General features: G+C 59.4%; 18 protein-coding genes. 10 read left to right on the forward strand and 8 right to left on the reverse strand.

Annotation, left to right across the window (positions count from 1 at the left end):
• The first annotated feature begins 72 nt into the window (after positions 1 to 72).
• From urtB to urtE, 4 genes are read left to right on the forward strand one after another with little or no spacing between them, the layout of a single operon-like run.
• On the forward strand, positions 73 to 1,647 hold the full coding sequence (urtB, locus tag JLG71_RS13045; protein ID WP_046876492.1) for an urea ABC transporter permease subunit UrtB: 1,575 nt from the start codon (positions 73 to 75) through the stop codon (positions 1,645 to 1,647).
• Positions 1,647 to 2,720 carry an urea ABC transporter permease subunit UrtC gene (gene urtC / locus JLG71_RS13050; RefSeq protein WP_200914270.1) on the forward strand — a complete coding sequence of 358 codons (1,074 nt, stop codon included), beginning with the start codon at positions 1,647 to 1,649 and terminating at the stop codon, positions 2,718 to 2,720. Before urtB ends, urtC begins: the two co-directional genes overlap by 1 nt.
• Positions 2,720 to 3,517, forward strand: coding sequence for an urea ABC transporter ATP-binding protein UrtD (urtD, locus tag JLG71_RS13055; protein ID WP_025105756.1), 798 nt, complete (start codon positions 2,720 to 2,722; stop codon positions 3,515 to 3,517). Before urtC ends, urtD begins: the two co-directional genes overlap by 1 nt.
• 9 nt (positions 3,518 to 3,526) lie before the next feature.
• On the forward strand, positions 3,527 to 4,225 hold the full coding sequence (urtE, locus tag JLG71_RS13060; protein ID WP_014229495.1) for an urea ABC transporter ATP-binding subunit UrtE: 699 nt from the start codon (positions 3,527 to 3,529) through the stop codon (positions 4,223 to 4,225).
• Between the two features lie 500 nt (positions 4,226 to 4,725).
• Here the strand turns inward: urtE and JLG71_RS13065 are convergent, their stop codons facing one another.
• Both JLG71_RS13065 and ydeE read right to left on the reverse strand, forming a co-directional pair.
• Entirely contained in the window at positions 4,726 to 5,196 is a 471-nt protein-coding gene (locus JLG71_RS13065; protein WP_009654748.1) for a helix-turn-helix domain-containing protein, read from the reverse strand.
• Between the two features lie 117 nt (positions 5,197 to 5,313).
• Positions 5,314 to 6,507, reverse strand: coding sequence for an efflux MFS transporter YdeE (gene ydeE, locus JLG71_RS13070; RefSeq protein WP_064378168.1), 1,194 nt, complete (start codon positions 6,505 to 6,507; stop codon positions 5,314 to 5,316).
• A 192-nt stretch (positions 6,508 to 6,699) separates the two neighbouring features.
• Here ydeE and eamA point away from each other — a divergent pair, with 192 nt between their 5' ends.
• Positions 6,700 to 7,599 carry an O-acetylserine/cysteine exporter gene (gene eamA / locus JLG71_RS13075; protein ID WP_014229493.1) on the forward strand — a complete coding sequence of 300 codons (900 nt, stop codon included), beginning with the start codon at positions 6,700 to 6,702 and terminating at the stop codon, positions 7,597 to 7,599.
• A gap of 31 nt (positions 7,600 to 7,630) precedes the next feature.
• Here the strand turns inward: eamA and marB are convergent, their stop codons facing one another.
• The 3 genes from marB to marR are packed head-to-tail and all read right to left on the reverse strand — an operon-like array spanning position 7,631 to position 8,712.
• On the reverse strand, positions 7,631 to 7,849 hold the full coding sequence (gene marB / locus JLG71_RS13080; protein WP_004851184.1) for a multiple antibiotic resistance protein MarB: 219 nt from the start codon (positions 7,847 to 7,849) through the stop codon (positions 7,631 to 7,633).
• A 30-nt stretch (positions 7,850 to 7,879) separates the two neighbouring features.
• Positions 7,880 to 8,260, reverse strand: coding sequence for an MDR efflux pump AcrAB transcriptional activator MarA (gene marA / locus JLG71_RS13085; RefSeq protein WP_004102351.1), 381 nt, complete (start codon positions 8,258 to 8,260; stop codon positions 7,880 to 7,882).
• Positions 8,261 to 8,277: 17 nt separating this feature from the next.
• Positions 8,278 to 8,712, reverse strand: coding sequence for a multiple antibiotic resistance transcriptional regulator MarR (gene marR, locus JLG71_RS13090; protein ID WP_004102349.1), 435 nt, complete (start codon positions 8,710 to 8,712; stop codon positions 8,278 to 8,280).
• A gap of 261 nt (positions 8,713 to 8,973) precedes the next feature.
• On the opposite strand from marR, the gene JLG71_RS13095 reads away from it, so the two are divergent.
• Complete coding sequence (locus tag JLG71_RS13095) at positions 8,974 to 9,642, forward strand: MarC family NAAT transporter (protein ID WP_004119839.1); 669 nt, start codon at positions 8,974 to 8,976, stop codon at positions 9,640 to 9,642.
• Positions 9,643 to 9,719: 77 nt separating this feature from the next.
• On the opposite strand, the gene JLG71_RS13100 is transcribed toward JLG71_RS13095, so the two are convergent.
• A complete protein-coding gene (locus tag JLG71_RS13100; protein WP_025105754.1) occupies positions 9,720 to 10,919 on the reverse strand; it encodes a sugar transporter in 1,200 nt (399 codons plus the stop codon).
• 205 nt (positions 10,920 to 11,124) lie between these two features.
• Here JLG71_RS13100 and JLG71_RS13105 point away from each other — a divergent pair, with 205 nt between their 5' ends.
• Positions 11,125 to 11,916: a PhzF family phenazine biosynthesis protein gene (locus JLG71_RS13105; protein ID WP_049080298.1), complete on the forward strand. Its 792-nt coding sequence runs from the start codon at positions 11,125 to 11,127 to the stop codon at positions 11,914 to 11,916.
• A 9-nt stretch (positions 11,917 to 11,925) separates the two neighbouring features.
• Entirely contained in the window at positions 11,926 to 12,714 is a 789-nt protein-coding gene (locus JLG71_RS13110; RefSeq protein ID WP_025105752.1) for a PhzF family phenazine biosynthesis protein, read from the forward strand.
• 119 nt (positions 12,715 to 12,833) lie between these two features.
• Here JLG71_RS13110 and JLG71_RS13115 read toward each other — a convergent pair whose 3' ends face one another.
• Positions 12,834 to 13,778, reverse strand: a complete 945-nt coding sequence (locus tag JLG71_RS13115; RefSeq protein ID WP_014229489.1) for an L-lactate dehydrogenase — start codon at positions 13,776 to 13,778, stop codon at positions 12,834 to 12,836.
• 145 nt (positions 13,779 to 13,923) lie between these two features.
• On the opposite strand from JLG71_RS13115, the gene JLG71_RS13120 reads away from it, so the two are divergent.
• Positions 13,924 to 14,406, forward strand: a complete 483-nt coding sequence (locus JLG71_RS13120) for a GNAT family N-acetyltransferase (RefSeq protein WP_014229488.1) — start codon at positions 13,924 to 13,926, stop codon at positions 14,404 to 14,406.
• On the opposite strand, the gene ptrR is transcribed toward JLG71_RS13120, so the two are convergent.
• On the reverse strand, positions 14,360 to 15,238 hold the full coding sequence (ptrR, locus tag JLG71_RS13125; protein ID WP_004851166.1) for a putrescine utilization regulator PtrR: 879 nt from the start codon (positions 15,236 to 15,238) through the stop codon (positions 14,360 to 14,362). The two genes, JLG71_RS13120 and ptrR, sit on opposite strands and share 47 nt — an antisense overlap.
• A 105-nt stretch (positions 15,239 to 15,343) precedes the next feature.
• On the opposite strand from ptrR, the gene sad reads away from it, so the two are divergent.
• Positions 15,344 to 16,729: a succinate-semialdehyde dehydrogenase gene (gene sad, locus JLG71_RS13130; RefSeq protein WP_025105750.1), complete on the forward strand. Its 1,386-nt coding sequence runs from the start codon at positions 15,344 to 15,346 to the stop codon at positions 16,727 to 16,729.
• Positions 16,730 to 16,738: the final 9 nt, after the last annotated feature.

Consider the following 16,738-nt stretch of genomic DNA (forward strand, 5'->3'; position numbering starts at 1 on the left):
GGCGCTGCGCCGGGGGGAATGATTCAGTCTTCCGGGCCCGAAGCCCGGATTTCCCCGAAAAGGAGAACGACCATGAACGCATTACGCCTCATGTGTTACTTCGCGCTGCTGATGGTCTTGATACCGTGGCGGGCGCAGGCAGCGGACGCCGACGATTTTGTGGCGGCCAATCGCAGCCAGCAGGCTCAGCTGCTGGAACAGTGGGCCGCCGCGCCCGAAGCGCCGCGTTTACCGCTGCTGCGGGCGCTGAAAAGCGAAACATTGCAATCCGATAGCAGCGGTCATGCGTTCAGCAAACAGGGCGACAGCCTGCTGGCGCTGGGCGCGGTTCCGACGCCCGTCGGCCCAACAAAACCGGTGCGCCTGACCAACCGCCTGCGTAACCTGGCGGCAGGCGCGCTGGCGACGCATCTCCTGGTTAGTGACAACGTCACGGAAAGGGCCGCGGCGGCGAAAACCCTGCAGCGCGAAGCGACGCCTGAGATGGCGGGGCTGTTACAGCAGCGTCTGACGGCGGAAACGGACGGCGCGGTGAAGTCGCAGCTGGAAATTGCGCTGGCCCGTTTACAGCTTGTCAGTCCTCAGCCCGCACAGCGGCTGGCGGCCATCGCGCTGCTCGGCCACTCAGGTGACCCGGAAACTCAGGCGCTGCTGACGCCGTATACCGATGCCCGGCATGAGCCGGACCCGGCGATTCGCGCGGCGGCCCAGGAGAGCCTGAGTAAAATCCAGCACCGCCTGCTGCTGGGCGATCTTCTGGGCCAGGCTTTTATGGGCCTCTCCCTCGGTTCTGTCCTGCTGCTCGCCGCGCTCGGTCTGGCCATCACCTACGGTCTGCTCGGGGTGATCAATATGGCCCACGGCGAGATGCTGATGATTGGCGCCTACAGCTGCTGGCTGGTTCAGCAGGCGCTGGCGCAGCTGGCGCCGCAGTGGCTGGCCTTCTATCCGCTGATTGCGCTGCCGGTGGCGTTCCTGATCACCGGCGGTATCGGTATGGCGCTGGAACGCACCGTGATCCGTCATCTGTACGGGCGCCCGCTTGAGACGCTGCTCGCCACATGGGGGATCAGCCTGATGCTGATTCAGCTGGTGCGAATGCTGTTTGGCGCGCAGAACGTTGAGGTCGCCAATCCGGCATGGCTCTCCGGCGGCGTGCAGGTTCTGCCGAATCTCATCCTGCCGTGGAACCGTCTGGCGGTACTGGTTTTCGTGCTGCTGGTGCTGCTCTTTACCTGGCTGACGCTGAACAAGACCCGGCTAGGGATGAACGTGCGGGCGGTGACGCAAAACCGCGCGATGGCGGCCTGCTGCGGCGTGCCGACCGGACGGGTCGATATGCTGGCGTTTGGCCTCGGTTCGGGGATCGCGGGGCTGGGCGGCGTCGCGCTGTCGCAGCTCGGTAACGTCGGGCCGGAGCTGGGCCAGGGCTACATTATTGACTCCTTCCTCGTGGTGGTGCTCGGCGGCGTTGGTCAGCTGGCGGGCAGCGTGGCGGCGGCGTTTGGTCTTGGCATCTTTAACAAAATCCTTGAACCGCAGATGGGAGCCGTGCTGGGTAAGATCCTGATTCTGGTCTTGATTATCCTGTTTATCCAGAAACGTCCCCAGGGACTGTTCGCCCTCAAAGGGAGGGTTATTGACTGATGAGCCAACCTATTACCTTAACGCTGGCGCGCAAAGCGCCGCGCCCGCTGCGCTGGTTCGGCGTGCTGCTACTGCTGGGCCTGCTGAGTATGCCGTTTCTGGCGCTGCTGCCCGCCACGCATCCGCTGGCGGTCTCCACCTGGCTGCTGACGCTCACCGGCAAGATCCTCTGCTACGCCATTGTCGCCGTGGCGCTGGATTTGGTCTGGGGCTATGCCGGGATGCTCTCGCTTGGCCATGGGATCTTTTTTGCTCTCGGCGGCTACGCCATGGGCATGTACCTGATGCGCCAGGCGGCGGGCGACGGATTGCCGGCCTTTATGTCGTTTTTGTCGTGGAGCGAGCTGCCGTGGTTCTGGTGGGGCACCCAGCATTTCGCCTGGGCTATGCTGCTGGTGGTGCTGGTGCCCGGTCTGCTGGCGCTGGTTTTCGGCTGGTTTGCCTTCCGCTCGAAAATCAAAGGCGTCTATTTTTCGATTATGACCCAAGCGCTCACCTACGCCGGGATGCTGCTGTTTTTCCGTAACGAAACCGGCTTTGGCGGTAACAACGGTTTTACCGGCTTTACCACGCTGCTCGGTTTCTCAGTCACCGCCATCAGCACGCGGGTGGCGCTGTTTATGGCCACGGTACTGCTGCTGTTGCTCACCCTGTGGATTGGCTATTTGCTGGCGCAAAGCAAATTTGGCCGCGTGCTGACGGCGGTGCGCGATGCTGAAAACCGCCTGATGTTCTGCGGCTACGACCCGCGCGGCTTTAAGCTGCTGGTATGGACCCTTTCAGCCGTACTGTGCGGCCTGGCGGGGGCGCTGTACGTGCCGCAGGTCGGGATCATCAACCCCAGCGAAATGTCGCCGACCAACTCTATCGAAGCGGCCATCTGGGTGGCGCTCGGCGGTCGCGGAACCTTAATCGGCCCGGTGCTCGGCGCGGGGCTGGTCAACGGCGCGAAAAGCTACTTTACCGTGGCGATGCCGGAGTACTGGCAGCTCTTTCTGGGGCTGATTTTTATTATCGTGACGCTGTTTTTACCGCGTGGCGTTATCGGCCTGCTGCGTAAAGGAGATCGCTGATGCCATTGGATGAAGAGCTATTTACCCGCCAGCTGCCGACGGACCGCTTTCGCGAGCAGACCGATCCGGTACTGCAGCTGGAAGAGATTAACGTCAACTTTGACGGTTTTCAGGCGTTGACCAACCTGTCGCTGCAGATTGGCGTGGGCGAGCTACGCTGCGTGATTGGGCCGAACGGCGCCGGTAAAACTACCCTGATGGACGTCATCACCGGCAAAACCCGGCCGCAGAGCGGCAGGGCGCTTTACGATCAGTCGGTGGACTTAACCACCCTCGATCCCATCGCCATCGCCCGCCAGGGCATCGGGCGCAAGTTTCAGAAACCGACGGTCTTTGAGGCGCTGACGGTGGCAGAGAATCTCGAACTGGCAATGAAAGGTGATAAATCGGTGTGGGCCAGCCTGCGGGCGCGCCTGAACAGCGAGCAGGCCGACCGAATCAGCGAAACCCTGCGCCTGCTGCGGCTGGAGGGCGAACGCTATCGGCCGGCGGGGCTGCTGTCGCACGGGCAAAAGCAGTTTCTGGAAATCGGCATGCTGCTGGTGCAGGAGCCGCATCTGCTGCTGCTGGACGAACCCGCCGCCGGGATGACCGATGCGGAGACAGAATATACCGCCGAGCTGTTCCGCACCCTTGCCGGGCAGCATTCGCTGATGGTGGTCGAGCATGATATGGGCTTTGTCGAAACCATCGCCGACAGGGTGACGGTGCTGCATCAAGGACAGGTGCTGGCGGAGGGGTCGCTGCGCGAGGTGCAGGCCAACGAACAGGTGATTGAAGTTTATCTCGGACGCTAAGGAGCGCGGATGTTACAGGTTAATCAACTACATCAATATTATGGCGGCAGCCATATCCTGCGTGGAGTGGATTTTGCCGCTCGCCAGGGCGAGATCACCTGCCTGCTCGGGCGCAACGGGGTGGGAAAAACCACCTTGCTGAAGTGCCTGATGGGGCTGATCCCGGCGCGCAGCGGCGAAGTGCTGTGGCAGGAGAAGAATATCACCCACCGTAAACCGCACCAGCGGGTACAGTCGGGGATCGCCTACGTGCCCCAGGGGCGGGAGATTTTTCCGCGCCTGACGGTGGAGGAGAATCTGCTGATGGGGCTGTCCCGCTTTCCCGCCCGCGACGCGCGCGCGGTGCCGGAAGAGATTTATCAGCTGTTTCCGGTGCTGAAAACCATGAAGCAGCGGCGCGGGGGCGATCTTTCCGGCGGGCAGCAGCAGCAGTTGGCCATTGGCCGCGCGCTGGCCAGCCGTCCGCAGCTGTTGATTCTTGATGAACCGACGGAGGGCATTCAGCCGTCGGTGATTAAGGAGATTGGCGAGGTGATTCGTCAGCTGGCGAACCGCGGGGATATGGCGATTCTGCTGGTCGAGCAGTTCTATGATTTTGCCGCCGGTCTGGCGGATCGCTATCTGGTGATGTCGCGCGGCGCGATTATCCAGCAGGGCAACGGCGGCGATATGGAAGCCGAAGGCGTCCGCGGGATGGTTACCATTTAACTCGCCCCGGATGGCGGCCTCCCCCCGGCTCGCGCTGCGCTTAGCCGGGCTACAGGTATATAGCAGTCTGCTGGCCCGTAGCCCGGGCAAGGCGCTTTGCGCCGCCCCCGGGGAGTTCGCCACAGGGCGCATTGGATATGATTTCCCGGAGGCGATGCTGCGCATCTGTCCGGGCTACCGCTCGCAGACGGCGATGAACACGTAGCCCGGGCAAGGCGCTTTGCGCCGCCCCCGGGGAGAGCGCCATAGTCCGCACTAGATATGGTTTCCCGGAGGCGATGCTGCGCATCTGTCCACGCTACCGCTCGCAGACGGCGATGGACCTGTAGCCCGGGCAAGGCGCTTTGCGCCGCCCCCGGGGAGAGCGCCATAGTCCGCACTAGATATGGTTTCCCGGAGGCGATGCTGCGCATCTGTCCGCGCTACCGCTCGCAGACGGCGATGGACCTGTAGCCCGGGCAAGGCGCTTTGCGCCGCCCCCGGGAGAAGCGCGCAGAGGGCTATTTGCGCAGCAGCCGCTGCAGGCGCGCCTGACGCCAGCGATTGATCCATTCGCCAAAAACAAACAGGCGCAACCCTTTAACCACCAGCAGCGCTCCCCAGACGATCGCCACCCATGCGGACCAGTAGCTCTCTGCGCCGCTCAGCCAGTTCAGCAGCGCCAGCAGAACGCAAACGACGACGGCCACCGTCAATGAACGGTAAAAACGGCTCTCGCGTTCGACGCGCGCTTTGGCTTCCTCAATACGTAAATCCAGCGACGCTTCGTGGCCCGCCGGCGATTCGCCGCTAATCTCGGCGACGTTTACTTCAAATACCGCCGCAAGCGCGCTGAGCGTCTCGAGGCCGGGACGGTCGCCGTTCTCGATGCGCTGAATGGTGCGCACGCTGACGCCGGCCAGTTCGGCAAGCTGCTCCTGCGACCAGGCGCGCTGCAAACGTAATTGTTTAACCTGATGACTACTGTTCATTGTTTCTATCTCCGGGTGAAAACCTGAGATGGAGTATCATCGAGCGGGCTGTCGGGCACCACGATCGAAACCCGACAGGGACGCGACAGCAACCTGACAGCCGCACGGCGCCTGGCATCAGGCGCGGGCGACCGCGCTACCGTTCCACGGACGAACGTTCATGCCGCGGAAAATCATCAGCCATGCGGCGATAATCGCCAGCATCAATATCACAAACAGCGACCAGTGCGGCAGATGGGTCAGAATCGTCCCGGTCAACATCGGGTTAAACGCCGCCCCCAGCCAGCCCAGCGACTGGGCGGAAAAGTAGCTGGCTTTCATGCCCGGCGGCGCAATGTTATCGATCAGCATATATTCCCCCGGCGCGTAGATAACCTCTCCGAGCGTAAAAATGGCGGCGGAGATGCCCCACAGCAGCAGGCTGTTATCGGAAATAACAAAACCGCCCAGCCCGAGCACAAAACAGACCGTCCCAAAGGTCATCAGCGGGCGAATATTGCGGGCGGTAAGGCGACGACCAACCGCATACTGCAGCGCCACCACCACGGCCGCGTTAACCGGCAGTACCACCGCAACCACTTTTTCGGCAAAATCGCTGTCCGCTACCACCAGCACATACTGGGATATGCAGGAAGCGAAAGAGCCGCCGACAAAGGAGGCCAGCAGGCCGGAAAGGGTAAACCACAGCAGAGCGCGATCGCGCAGCAGCACCGACGGCGACCACTGGACCGCGTTATCCTGAGCAATCGCGGCGCTGGTGCGCTGCACAAACAGCTGAATAAATACCAGCGGAAGGGCGGCGCAGCCGGCCGCCAGCCAGAACGGCAGGTTAATACTGTGCATGACCAGCAGAGTGCCGATAGGCGGCCCAACGGTCCAGCCAATATTGAGAAAGGTGTAGTTAAGGGAAAAAATCTGCGCCTTCTTTTCCGGCGACAGCACGTCGGCAAACCACGCTTTCAGCACGGTAGAGAAGACGGAGTAAGCGCAGTTAATCAGCGCGAAGAAAAACACCACCAGCGCGACGCTATTGACCAGAGGAATAGCGATAAAGCCGCCAATAAACGCCAGCACGGCGAGCGTCATATAGCGCTTTTTGTCGAACTTATCGGCGAGAATGCCAAAACCCATGCTGAACAGCACCCCGACGATCAGCGCGCTCGACAGCGCGTAGCCGATTTTATCCACCTCCAGCTGGTACTGGCGGGTGAGGTAGATCGTCATAAAAGGTAACGTTGCGCCGCGGCCAATGGTTAACAGCAACGACGAAGCCAGCAGCGCTGCGGTTGAGCGCCTGAGAGTCGGTATCATTTTTTCCTTGCCTGATGTGATGTTATTTTTGTTGTCACGATCACAAATAGCACGCTAACCGGGGCTTGTATAGTTCCCGGGGGGGATGAAAAGCACGCCAGCGCCCTACCGAAAATAATGATCTATGCGGCGGACGAATTATTCGGTAGTTTGATTTTGTTCGCAAAAATTCCAATAACAACCGAGGCGGGTATGACGCGTAAAGACGGGCTGCTGGCATTGCTGGTGGTGGTGGTATGGGGGCTGAATTTCGTGGTGATCAAGGTGGGGCTGCATAATATGCCGCCGCTGATGCTTGCCGGACTGCGCTTTTTGCTGGTGGCTTTCCCGGCGCTGCTCTTCGTCGCGCGGCCAAAAATTCCGCTGAGCCTGCTGCTGGGCTACGGCCTGACGATTAGCTTCGGTCAGTTTGCGTTTTTGTTCTGCGCGATTAGCCTCGGCATGCCTGCCGGACTGGCATCGCTGGTGCTGCAGGCGCAGGCCTTTTTCACCATCATTCTCGGGGCGTTTATTTTCGGCGAACGTTTGCAGGGGAAACAGCTGGCGGGGATTGCGCTGGCGATTTTCGGCGTACTGGTGCTGGTCGAAGCCAGCCTCGGCGGCCAGCATGTCCCGCTGGTGGGCTTTATGCTGACGCTGGCCGCGGCGTTGAGCTGGGCCTGCGGCAATATCTTCAACAAGAAAATTATGTCGCATGCGAGCCGGCCGCCGATTATGTCTTTGGTGGTATGGAGCGCGCTGATCCCGGTGCTGCCGTTTATGCTGGCGTCGTGGATCCTCGACGGCCCGCAGGTCATGGCGGAAAGCCTGCTGCATATCGACCTGCTGACGATCCTGTCGCTGCTCTATCTGGCGTTTATTGCCACTATCGTCGGCTATGGTATTTGGGGGGCGCTGCTCGGCCGCTATGAAACCTGGCGCGTGGCGCCGCTGTCGCTGCTGGTGCCGGTGGTCGGGATGGCCAGCGCGGCCTTATTGCTCGGCGAGACGCTGAATAGCCTGCAGCTGCTGGGCGCGGTACTGATTATGGCCGGGCTGTATATCAACGTATTTGGCCTGCGGATCGTGCGTCCGGGCATGGCGCGGGGGTAAAAAAAGCCCCGGTCACGGGGCTAAAGGGATTTTACAGGCTTTGCTGGTTGTAATAGGGCACGCCCAGTTCATCTGATTTATCACTGCCAGAGGCCATGTGATTGAAATCAAAAGGCGAATCATTATGTTCGGAAGGAATAATCATCGCATCCCGGTTGTTGTGGCGAACCGGGGTGCTGGTTTGCTCCGCATAACTTTGGCTCGAGACCAGCGCCAATAGCACGATGGCGGCGGAAGCGAATAGTTTCATGATTTCCTCAATACGTCTTTTTGCAGGCGGTTAACAACAGTTATTTAATGGGAGCAGGTAGCGCGACTCGCCCGGCACGTTGGTAATACGATACTGGTGCGGCGGAACATCGAAATAGTTCTTAAAAGTTCGCGTCAGCGTTTGCTGCGATTCAAAGCCATAGCGTTCGGCCAGGTATAAGATAGGCTCGTTGCTCTGCTTCAGCTTCTGCGCGATCTCGGTCAGCTTACGGCTGCGGATATACTGTCCCAGCGAGTGACCGGTCTCTTTCTTGAACATTCTTTGCAGGTGCCACTTGGAGTAACCTGAGCGCTCTGAAACCTTCTCCAGCGACAGGGGCGATTCCAGGTTATCCTCGATCCACGACAAAATACTATGGATAGTGATGGCGTCGTTATTGCGTCTGGACATCATCTTACCTCTTCTTATTACGACAGAACTTTTTTGAGTAAACACTCAAGAGTGGCCACTTCATCCGTCGACAGATTTTTTGTTAGTTCCTGGTGCAATTTCTGACCCACAACCTGATGACATTGCTCACAAAGGGCTGCGCCGTCTGGCGTTAACTGTACCAGCACGCCACGCTTGTCAGTCGGGTTGGGTAACCGTTCAATCCAGCCTTTACAGACCAGGCGGTCGAGCATGCGCGTCATTGCGCCTGGGTCGACCGAAAGCACGGTTTTCAGCTCAACGGGGGTAATACACACTTCGCAACGAATGGAACAGAGCACCCGGAACTGGGTGGAAGTAATATCCATCGGCGAGAGATAGTCGTTGAGCAGGCGATCTTTTTTCTGGTTAACCATCTGGATCAAGCGGCCAAGAGGGATCATTTCGTTAAACAGGTCGCTTGTACTTTTCACAATGGTTGCCCAGGCAATGACTTAGTTGCGGGAGATATTATTGCCTAGGCAAATATAAGTCAACCTGATGAATTAGCCGATGCCACGATTTGCTAAAACGAATTGTTGTGAGGCAGGTCACTCTATTTCACGTTGTTATCTTATGATTTGAAGGAAGGGTGAATGCGTCCTGAGGAGAACGGGTACAATCTGGCAACAGACGATATACTCAGCACGCGTCATTTTTTTGATAATCCAATATTGACAGGACCTTAATTCACTATGATGGATCTTTTTAAAGCGATAGGCCTGGGACTGGTAGTGATTCTACCGCTGGCGAACCCGCTGACTACCGTGGCGCTGTTCCTTGGCCTGGCCGGGAATATGAATAACGCCGAGCGTAACCGTCAGTCGCTGATGGCCTCGGTTTATGTGTTCGCCATCCTGATGGTCGCCTGGTATGCCGGCCAGGTGGTGATGAACACCTTCGGAATTTCGATTCCCGGTCTGCGTATTGCCGGCGGCCTGATCGTCGCCTTTATCGGCTTCCGCATGCTCTTTCCCCAGCAAAAAGCCCATGATTCGATGGAAGCTAAGCTGAAATCGGAAGAGCTCGAGGATGAACCGACGGCGAATATCGCCTTCGTTCCGCTGGCGATGCCAAGCACCGCAGGGCCGGGGACAATCGCGATGATTATCAGCTCAGCGTCTACGGTAAAGCACGGGGCGAGCTTCCCGGACTGGGTTGTGCTGGTCGCGCCGCCGATTATTTTTGCCCTGGTCGGGATTATCCTGTGGGGCTGTCTCCGCAGTTCCGGGGCAATCATGCGTCTGGTCGGGAAGGGCGGCATTGAGGCGATTTCCCGCCTGATGGGCTTCCTGCTGGTCTGTATGGGCGTGCAGTTTATTATTAACGGCGTGCTGGAGATTATTTCCACTTATCACGCCTGACGGTCATCGTCGTCCTGATACCAGACGTAAAAAAACCTGCCGATCTCACGACCGGCAGGTTTTTTTTAGCAGCACGATCAGGAGTGATGCGGCTGCTGATCTTCCAGCGACACCGGCCAGCGGCGGAAAATCATCACCGCCCACACTAACGCGACGACCGCAGGGATCGCCCCGACATAGCCAATGGACGCCATTGACAGATGGGTACTGACCTGGCTGCCCACCAGCGCGCCCGCGCCGATGCCGATATTAAAGATCCCCGAAAATAACGACATCGCCACGTCGGTCGCGTCCGGCGCCAGCGCCAGCACTTTGACCTGCATACCGAGACCGATAATCATGATCGCCACGCCCCAGAAGACGCTCAGCAGCATCAGGTGGTTGGCGTTGTGCGAGGCGGGCAGCAGCAGCAGCAGGCACGCCAGCAGCAGGCCAATCGCCGCGTTAATTAACCCGGACGCATGCAGGTTGCCGAGCTTACCAAAGAGGATGCTGCCGACGATGCCCGCGCCGCCCAGGGTCAACAGCAGCACGGTAGCGAAGTTGCCGCTCAGGCCGGCGACCGTCTGAACAAACGGTTCAATGTAGCTGTAGGCGGTATAGTGCGCGGTCACCACAATCACCGTCAGCAAATAGATGCTCAGCAACGCAGGGCGACGGAACAGCACCGGCAGGCTTTTCAGCGACCCTGAGTGCTCGCTCGGCAGCTTAGGCAGCAGCTTGATCAGGCAAACCATGGTAACCAGCGCCCCGAGGCCGATGACCAGGAACGTGGTGCGCCAGCCAAAGTATTGCCCGACGATACGGCCAATCGGGATACCGAAGACCATTGCCAGCGCGGTACCGGTGGCAATCAGGCTCAGCGCCTGCGCGCGTTTACCCGCAGGCGCCATTCGTATAGCCAGCGCCGAGGTGATCGACCAGAACACCGCGTGGGCAAAGGCGATACCGATACGGCTGATCACCAGCACGTTGAAGTTCCAGGCCAGGAACGACAGCACGTGGCTGGCGATAAACAGGATAAACAGGCCAACCAGCAGGCGACGGCGCTCCATCTTGCTGGTCAACAGCATAAAGGGCAGCGACATCAGGGCGACAACCCAGGCGTAGATCGTCAGCATAATCCCAACCTGCGCCGTTTCCATGCCAAAGCTGTCGGCGATATCCGACAGCAGGCCCACGGGCGCAAATTCGGTGGTATTAAAGATAAATGCCGCAATCGCAAGCGTGACTACGCGCAGCCACGCGACCTTGCGTGAAACCGTATTTGTCATCATAAGTTCAGGGCTGGTTACAAAGAGGAAAGAAGTGGGACGATCTTAAAACGATTGCTGCTGAAAATACAACCATTTTGTGATCTACATCTCATTTTTGCTTCAGCCAGATTTTCGGCACTAACGGATTAATTTTTCTATTAAACGTGTGGATTTCTCACGTTTATGTCATGTTATCGATAAGTAAAAAAAATAGAGGGACAGAACAATGCAGGAAATTAGCTTTTATCTGGTGGATGCTTTCAGCGATCGGAGCTTTGGCGGCAACGCGGCGGCCGTTTGCCCGCTGACCGAATGGCTGCCGGACGAAACGCTGTTGAAAATGGCGCAGCAGCACAATCAGTCGGAGACCGCGTTTTTTGTGCGTACGGATGAGGGGTATGAGCTGCGTTGGTTTACCACGCTGGATGAGATCAACCTCTGCGGCCACGCGACCCTGGCGGCCTCGCACGTCATTTTTGAATATTTTGACCACCCCTCATCGACAATCGTATTTAGTACCCGCTTTGTCGGCGAGCTTCGCGTCACGCGCAGCGGCGACTGGCTGACCCTGGATTTCCCGGCCTGGGCGACGACCGCCGTTGAGCAGCCGCCTGCGGAGCTGCTGGGCGGGCTGGGGCTGAGCGACGCGGTGGAAGTCCGCGTGGCGCGTGATTACCTGGTGGTTTTAGCCGACCGCCAGCAGGTGGAGGCGGTGCGTCCGGATATGCAGCTGCTTGAGCGCCTCGGCAAAATGATCTGTATCAGCGCCCCGGACGAAGAGTATGACTTTGTCAGCCGTTTCTTCTGTCCGGGCGAGGCGGTGGCGGAAGACCCGGTCACCGGCTCGGCGCACAGTATGCTGATTCCCTACTGGGGCGAGAAGCTCGGCAAAACGGATATGCAGGCGCGGCAGGTGTCGGCCCGCGGCGGCGACCTGCGCTGCCAGTGGCGGGGCGACCGGGTTCTGATCGGCGGTCAGGCGACCACCTACTTAATCGGCACGATTACGCTTCGTTAAGGAGGGACGGTGACGGAAATTCCTTTTTATCTGGTGGCGGCGTTCAGCGACCAGCCTTTCGCCGGCAACCCGGCTGCGGTATGCCTGCTTAAAAAGTGGCTGCCGGATGAGCTGCTGCTCAAAATGGCGCAGCAGCACAACCAGTCGGAAACCGCGTTTGTGGTACCTGAGAGCGATGGTTTTGCGCTGCGCTGGTTTACCACCCGCAATGAGGTCAATCTCTGTGGCCACGGCACGCTTGCCAGCGCGCACGTGATATTTCATCACCTGGATTATCCTGATGCGCTGATTCACTTCGCGACCGCTTCCGGTCGGCTGACCGTGAGCCGCGAGGGCGACTGGCTGACCCTGGATTTCCCGGCGGGAGAAACGGAAGAGCGCGAGCCGCCCGCGGAGATGCTCTCCGCGCTGGGGATTGAGCGCTACCTGCATGCCCGCAAGGGGCGCGCATGGCTTATCGAACTGGCCTCCCGTGAGCAGGTCGAAGCCCTGCGGCCGAATATTGCTGCGATGACGCCTGGCGAACATAAAGTGACCGTGACCGCCGCGGGCAGCGGGGAATATGACTTCGTTAGCCGCTTTTTCTCACCCGGTGAAGCGGTGTGGGAAGATCCGGTAACCGGTTCGGCGCATACTATGCTGATCCCCTACTGGAGCGCAAAGCGCGGTAAAACTCAGCTGCTGGCGCGCCAGGTTTCCGCGCGCGGCGGCGATATGCGCTGCGAGCTGAAAGGAAAACGCGTATTGATGAGCGGCCAGGCGGTGACCTATTTAAATGGCGTAATAACGCTACGCTAGCTCACCCGTCATCATAAGACGGGATCGGCAACAGACCCGCCGATCCCGAATCCGAGTGGGTTACCCGGCAAACTTATCCTGCGCGCTATTCCTGCGAAACCTGCATGGAAAATAGGCCATCACGGTAGACGGGCGATATTGGCTTTAATCACTTCGATAGAGTGGCGGAATTTCTCCGCTTCATCATCGGCCAGCTGCAGTTCAATAATCTGCTGCACGCCGCTTTGCGTCAGCACCGCGGGAACGCCAGCCGCCGCGCCGGTTACGCCATATTCCCCGTCAAGAATGCACGACACCGCCAGCGCGCGATGGCTGCCGGTGAAAATATTGCGGCAGATTTCGGCGATGGTTCCGGCGACGCCGTACTCCGTGCAGCCTTTGCCGGCGTAAATCTCAAACCCCAGCTTGCGCACCTTTTCGGCAATCAGCTCCCGGTCGAGAGCCTGGCCGGTATGTTTTTGGTAAACATCGGCGATGGCGGAGCCGTAAACCGCCGAGTGTGACCACACCGGAAACTGGGTATCGCCATGCTCGCCAAGAATAAAGGCGTCGATGCTTTGCGCGCCGATATCCAGCGCCTGGGCCAGTACCCGGCGTAAGCGCGTCGTATCCAGCCAGACGCCGGTACCCAGCACCTGGCCGCGCGGCAGGCCCGAAAGCTGCCACACCTGCCAGGTGATGATGTCGCAGGGGTTGGTGGCAACCAAAAAGATGCCGTTGAAGCCGCCGCGCATCATCTGCGGGACGATGCTTTTGACGATTTTTGCCGTGTTGGTCAGTTCGTCCAGCCGGGTTTGACCCGGCTTGAGCGCGCCGCCGGAAACGGTGATAACCGCGATATCGACATCGGCGCAGTCGCTGGCTTCCCGGGTGGAAATCGTCATCATGCCCGGCATGTAGGCGGCCGCGTCGCTCAGGTCCTGAGCGTGCGCTTCGGCGCGTGAGGTATTGAGATCGACAAGGATCAGCTCCTCGCAAATATTCTGGTTTAACAGGGCGTAGGCCGCTGAGGCGCCGACGTTTCCGGCCCCGATAATCATCACCTTGCGCGCTTTGGTATTCATCGTATTTTCCTGATAAAAGACGTTATGTCGCAAAATTACTGCCTCTCAAGGGGGGAGCGCAAGTCGGGTCAGAAGCTATAAGTTAATGCTATGGCGGCTCCGCGGACGCCCCGCGCTACAGTACGCTCAAAAAAGGAGCTTCTTTATGTACACTATCGCCGCGACCCCGCTAAACCACCCGGATCTGACCGCCTTAATTGCCGAGCTGGACGCATACCAGCAGACGCTCTACCCGGCGGAAAGCAATCATCTTATCGACCTGAGCGCGCTACCGGCGGCGTCGGTCATCGCGCTCATTATCCGCGATGGGCAGCACCGGGCCGTCGGCTGTGGGGCCATCGTGCTCGGCGAAGAGGGGATTGGCGAGATGAAAAGGGTGTTTATTCACCCGGCCCATCGCGGCCAGCAGCTGGGGGAAAAACTGCTGGCGGCGCTGGAGAAAGAGGCGATAAATCGCGAATGCCATACCGTACGCCTGGAAACGGGCATCCATCAGCACGCCGCCGTCGCGTTATACACGCGCAATGGCTACCAGACCCGCAGCGCCTTTGCGCCGTATCAGCCGGATCCGTTAAGCATTTTTATGGAGAAGCTGCTGCTTGTCGATCTTCGTTCAGCAGCGCTATAAACGCCTCGAGCTGGCGAGTTTTCGCCCCGCGCCGCCAGACCAGCCAGGTCGTCAGCCAGCGCCACTCTTCGGCCAGCGGCCAGGCGGATACCTGCTGATGGCCCGGCATACTCTCCAGCATGCTGCGCGGCATCAGCGCCAGTCCGGCGCCGGCAATGACGCAGGCCAGCATCCCGTGGTAGGACTCCATCTCATGGATCCGCCCCGGGGTGGCGCGATCGGCGTGGAACCAGCTCTCAAAATGACGGCGATAGGAGCAGTTGGCACGAAACGCGTAGACGCTGGCGCCGTTCACTTCGCTGGCGCGGGCAATGGGCGGGTGGCCAAAGGGCGCGACGATCATCATCTCTTCCGGGAACACCGGTAACCCTTCCAGCCCCGGGTGCACCAGCGGACCGTCAACGAACGCCGCGCTCAGATTTCCCTCAAGTACGCCGTCGATCATGGTACCGGAAGGACCGGTGGAGAGGGCCAGGTGAATCTTGGGATAGCGCTGATTAAAGTGCGCCAGGGTAGGGGAAATGCGCACGGCGGCGGTACTCTCCAGCGAGCCGAGCGAAAACAGCCCCTGAGGTTCATCTCCGGCGACCACCATCCTCGCTTCATCAACAAGGGCGAGGATCTGCTGGCTATAGCGTAAAAAGCTGTGCCCGGCGGGGGACAACCGCAGCCGCTGATTTTCGCGAATAAACAGTTCGACGCCGAGATCCGCCTCCAGCTGGCGGATGCGTGTAGTCAGGTTTGACGGCACGCGATGCACCTTCTGCGCGGCCTGGGTAATGCTGCCGGTGCTGGCGACGGCGTTGAACATCTCAAGCTGGGTCAGATCCATAGCGTTCTTCTTTTGTGAATGGGTTGCTTAATATTATTCATTTTTAATGAAAGGAAGGGTAAGCCAGAATAAGGTCACTTCGCAATCAACACAGAGAGAAAAACGATGAATTTATCTGCTACTCATGCGATTTCCGTGAGTCCGACCACCGGTGAAACTTTGTCGTCTGTGCCCTGGGCCAGCGAACAGCAGGTCGATGCGGCCATTGCCCTTGCGGAACAGGGGTATCGTCAGTGGCGCAACGTCAGCGTGGCGGAGCGCGCGGCGACGCTGCGTAACGTCGGTAGCGCGATGCGCGCCCGTGGCGAAGCGCTGGCGCAAATGATTAGTCGCGAAATGGGTAAACCGATTGCCCAGGCGCGCGGCGAAGTGGCTAAATCCGCCAATCTTTGTGACTGGTATGCTGAACACGGCCCGGCGATGCTCAATACCGAGGCGACGCTGGTTGAAGACAATAAAGCGGTGATTGAGTACCGCCCGATGGGGGCTATCCTCGCTGTCATGCCGTGGAACTTCCCGGTGTGGCAGGTGCTGCGCGGCGCGGTGCCCATTCTGCTGGCGGGCAACAGCTATCTGCTTAAGCATGCGCCAAACGTGCTGGGCAGCGCGGCGATGATCGGCGAAATTTTTGCCGCTGCGGGCGTGCCGGATGGCGTCTTTGGCTGGGTGAACGCCACCAACGATGGTGTTTCGCAAATGATTAACGATCCGCGCATCGCCGCGGTGACCGTCACCGGCAGCGTGCGCGCCGGGAAGGCCATTGGCGCACAGGCCGGCGCGGCGTTGAAAAAATGCGTGCTGGAGCTGGGCGGCTCCGATCCCTTTATCGTGCTTAACGATGCCGACCTTGACGAGGCGGTGAAAGCGGCGGTGATAGGTCGCTACCAGAATACCGGTCAGGTCTGCGCCGCGGCGAAGCGTTTTATCGTCGAAGCGGGCATCGCCGAGGCCTTTACGCAGAAATTTGTCGCCGCTGCTGCCGCGCTGAAAATGGGCGACCCGCGCGATGAGCAGAACTATATTGGGCCGATGGCGCGGTTCGATCTGCGCGATGAGCTGCACGAGCAGGTGAGCGCGACCCTAAAAGAGGGGGCGACCCTGCTGCTGGGGGCGGAAAAAATCGAAGGCGCCGGCAACTACTACGCGCCGACGGTGCTCGGAAACGTTACCGCGGAGATGACCGGTTTCCGCGAGGAGCTGTTTGGCCCGGTGGCGACGATTACCGAAGCCCGCGATGCCGATCACGCGCTGGCGCTGGCTAATGACAGCGAATTTGGCCTTTCAGCAACGGTTTACACCACCAGTGAAGCGCAGGCCCAGCGTTTTGCCGATGAGCTGGAGTGCGGCGGAGTGTTTATCAACGGCTACTGCGCCAGCGATGCCCGCGTGGCGTTCGGCGGCGTGAAGAAAAGCGGATTTGGCCGCGAGCTCTCCCATTTTGGTCTGCATGAATTCTGCAACGTGCAGACCGTCTGGAGAGATCGCCGCTAGCCTGCGGAA

This window comes from Klebsiella michiganensis, from assembly GCF_015139575.1.
Lineage (GTDB): Bacteria > Pseudomonadota > Gammaproteobacteria > Enterobacterales > Enterobacteriaceae > Klebsiella > Klebsiella michiganensis.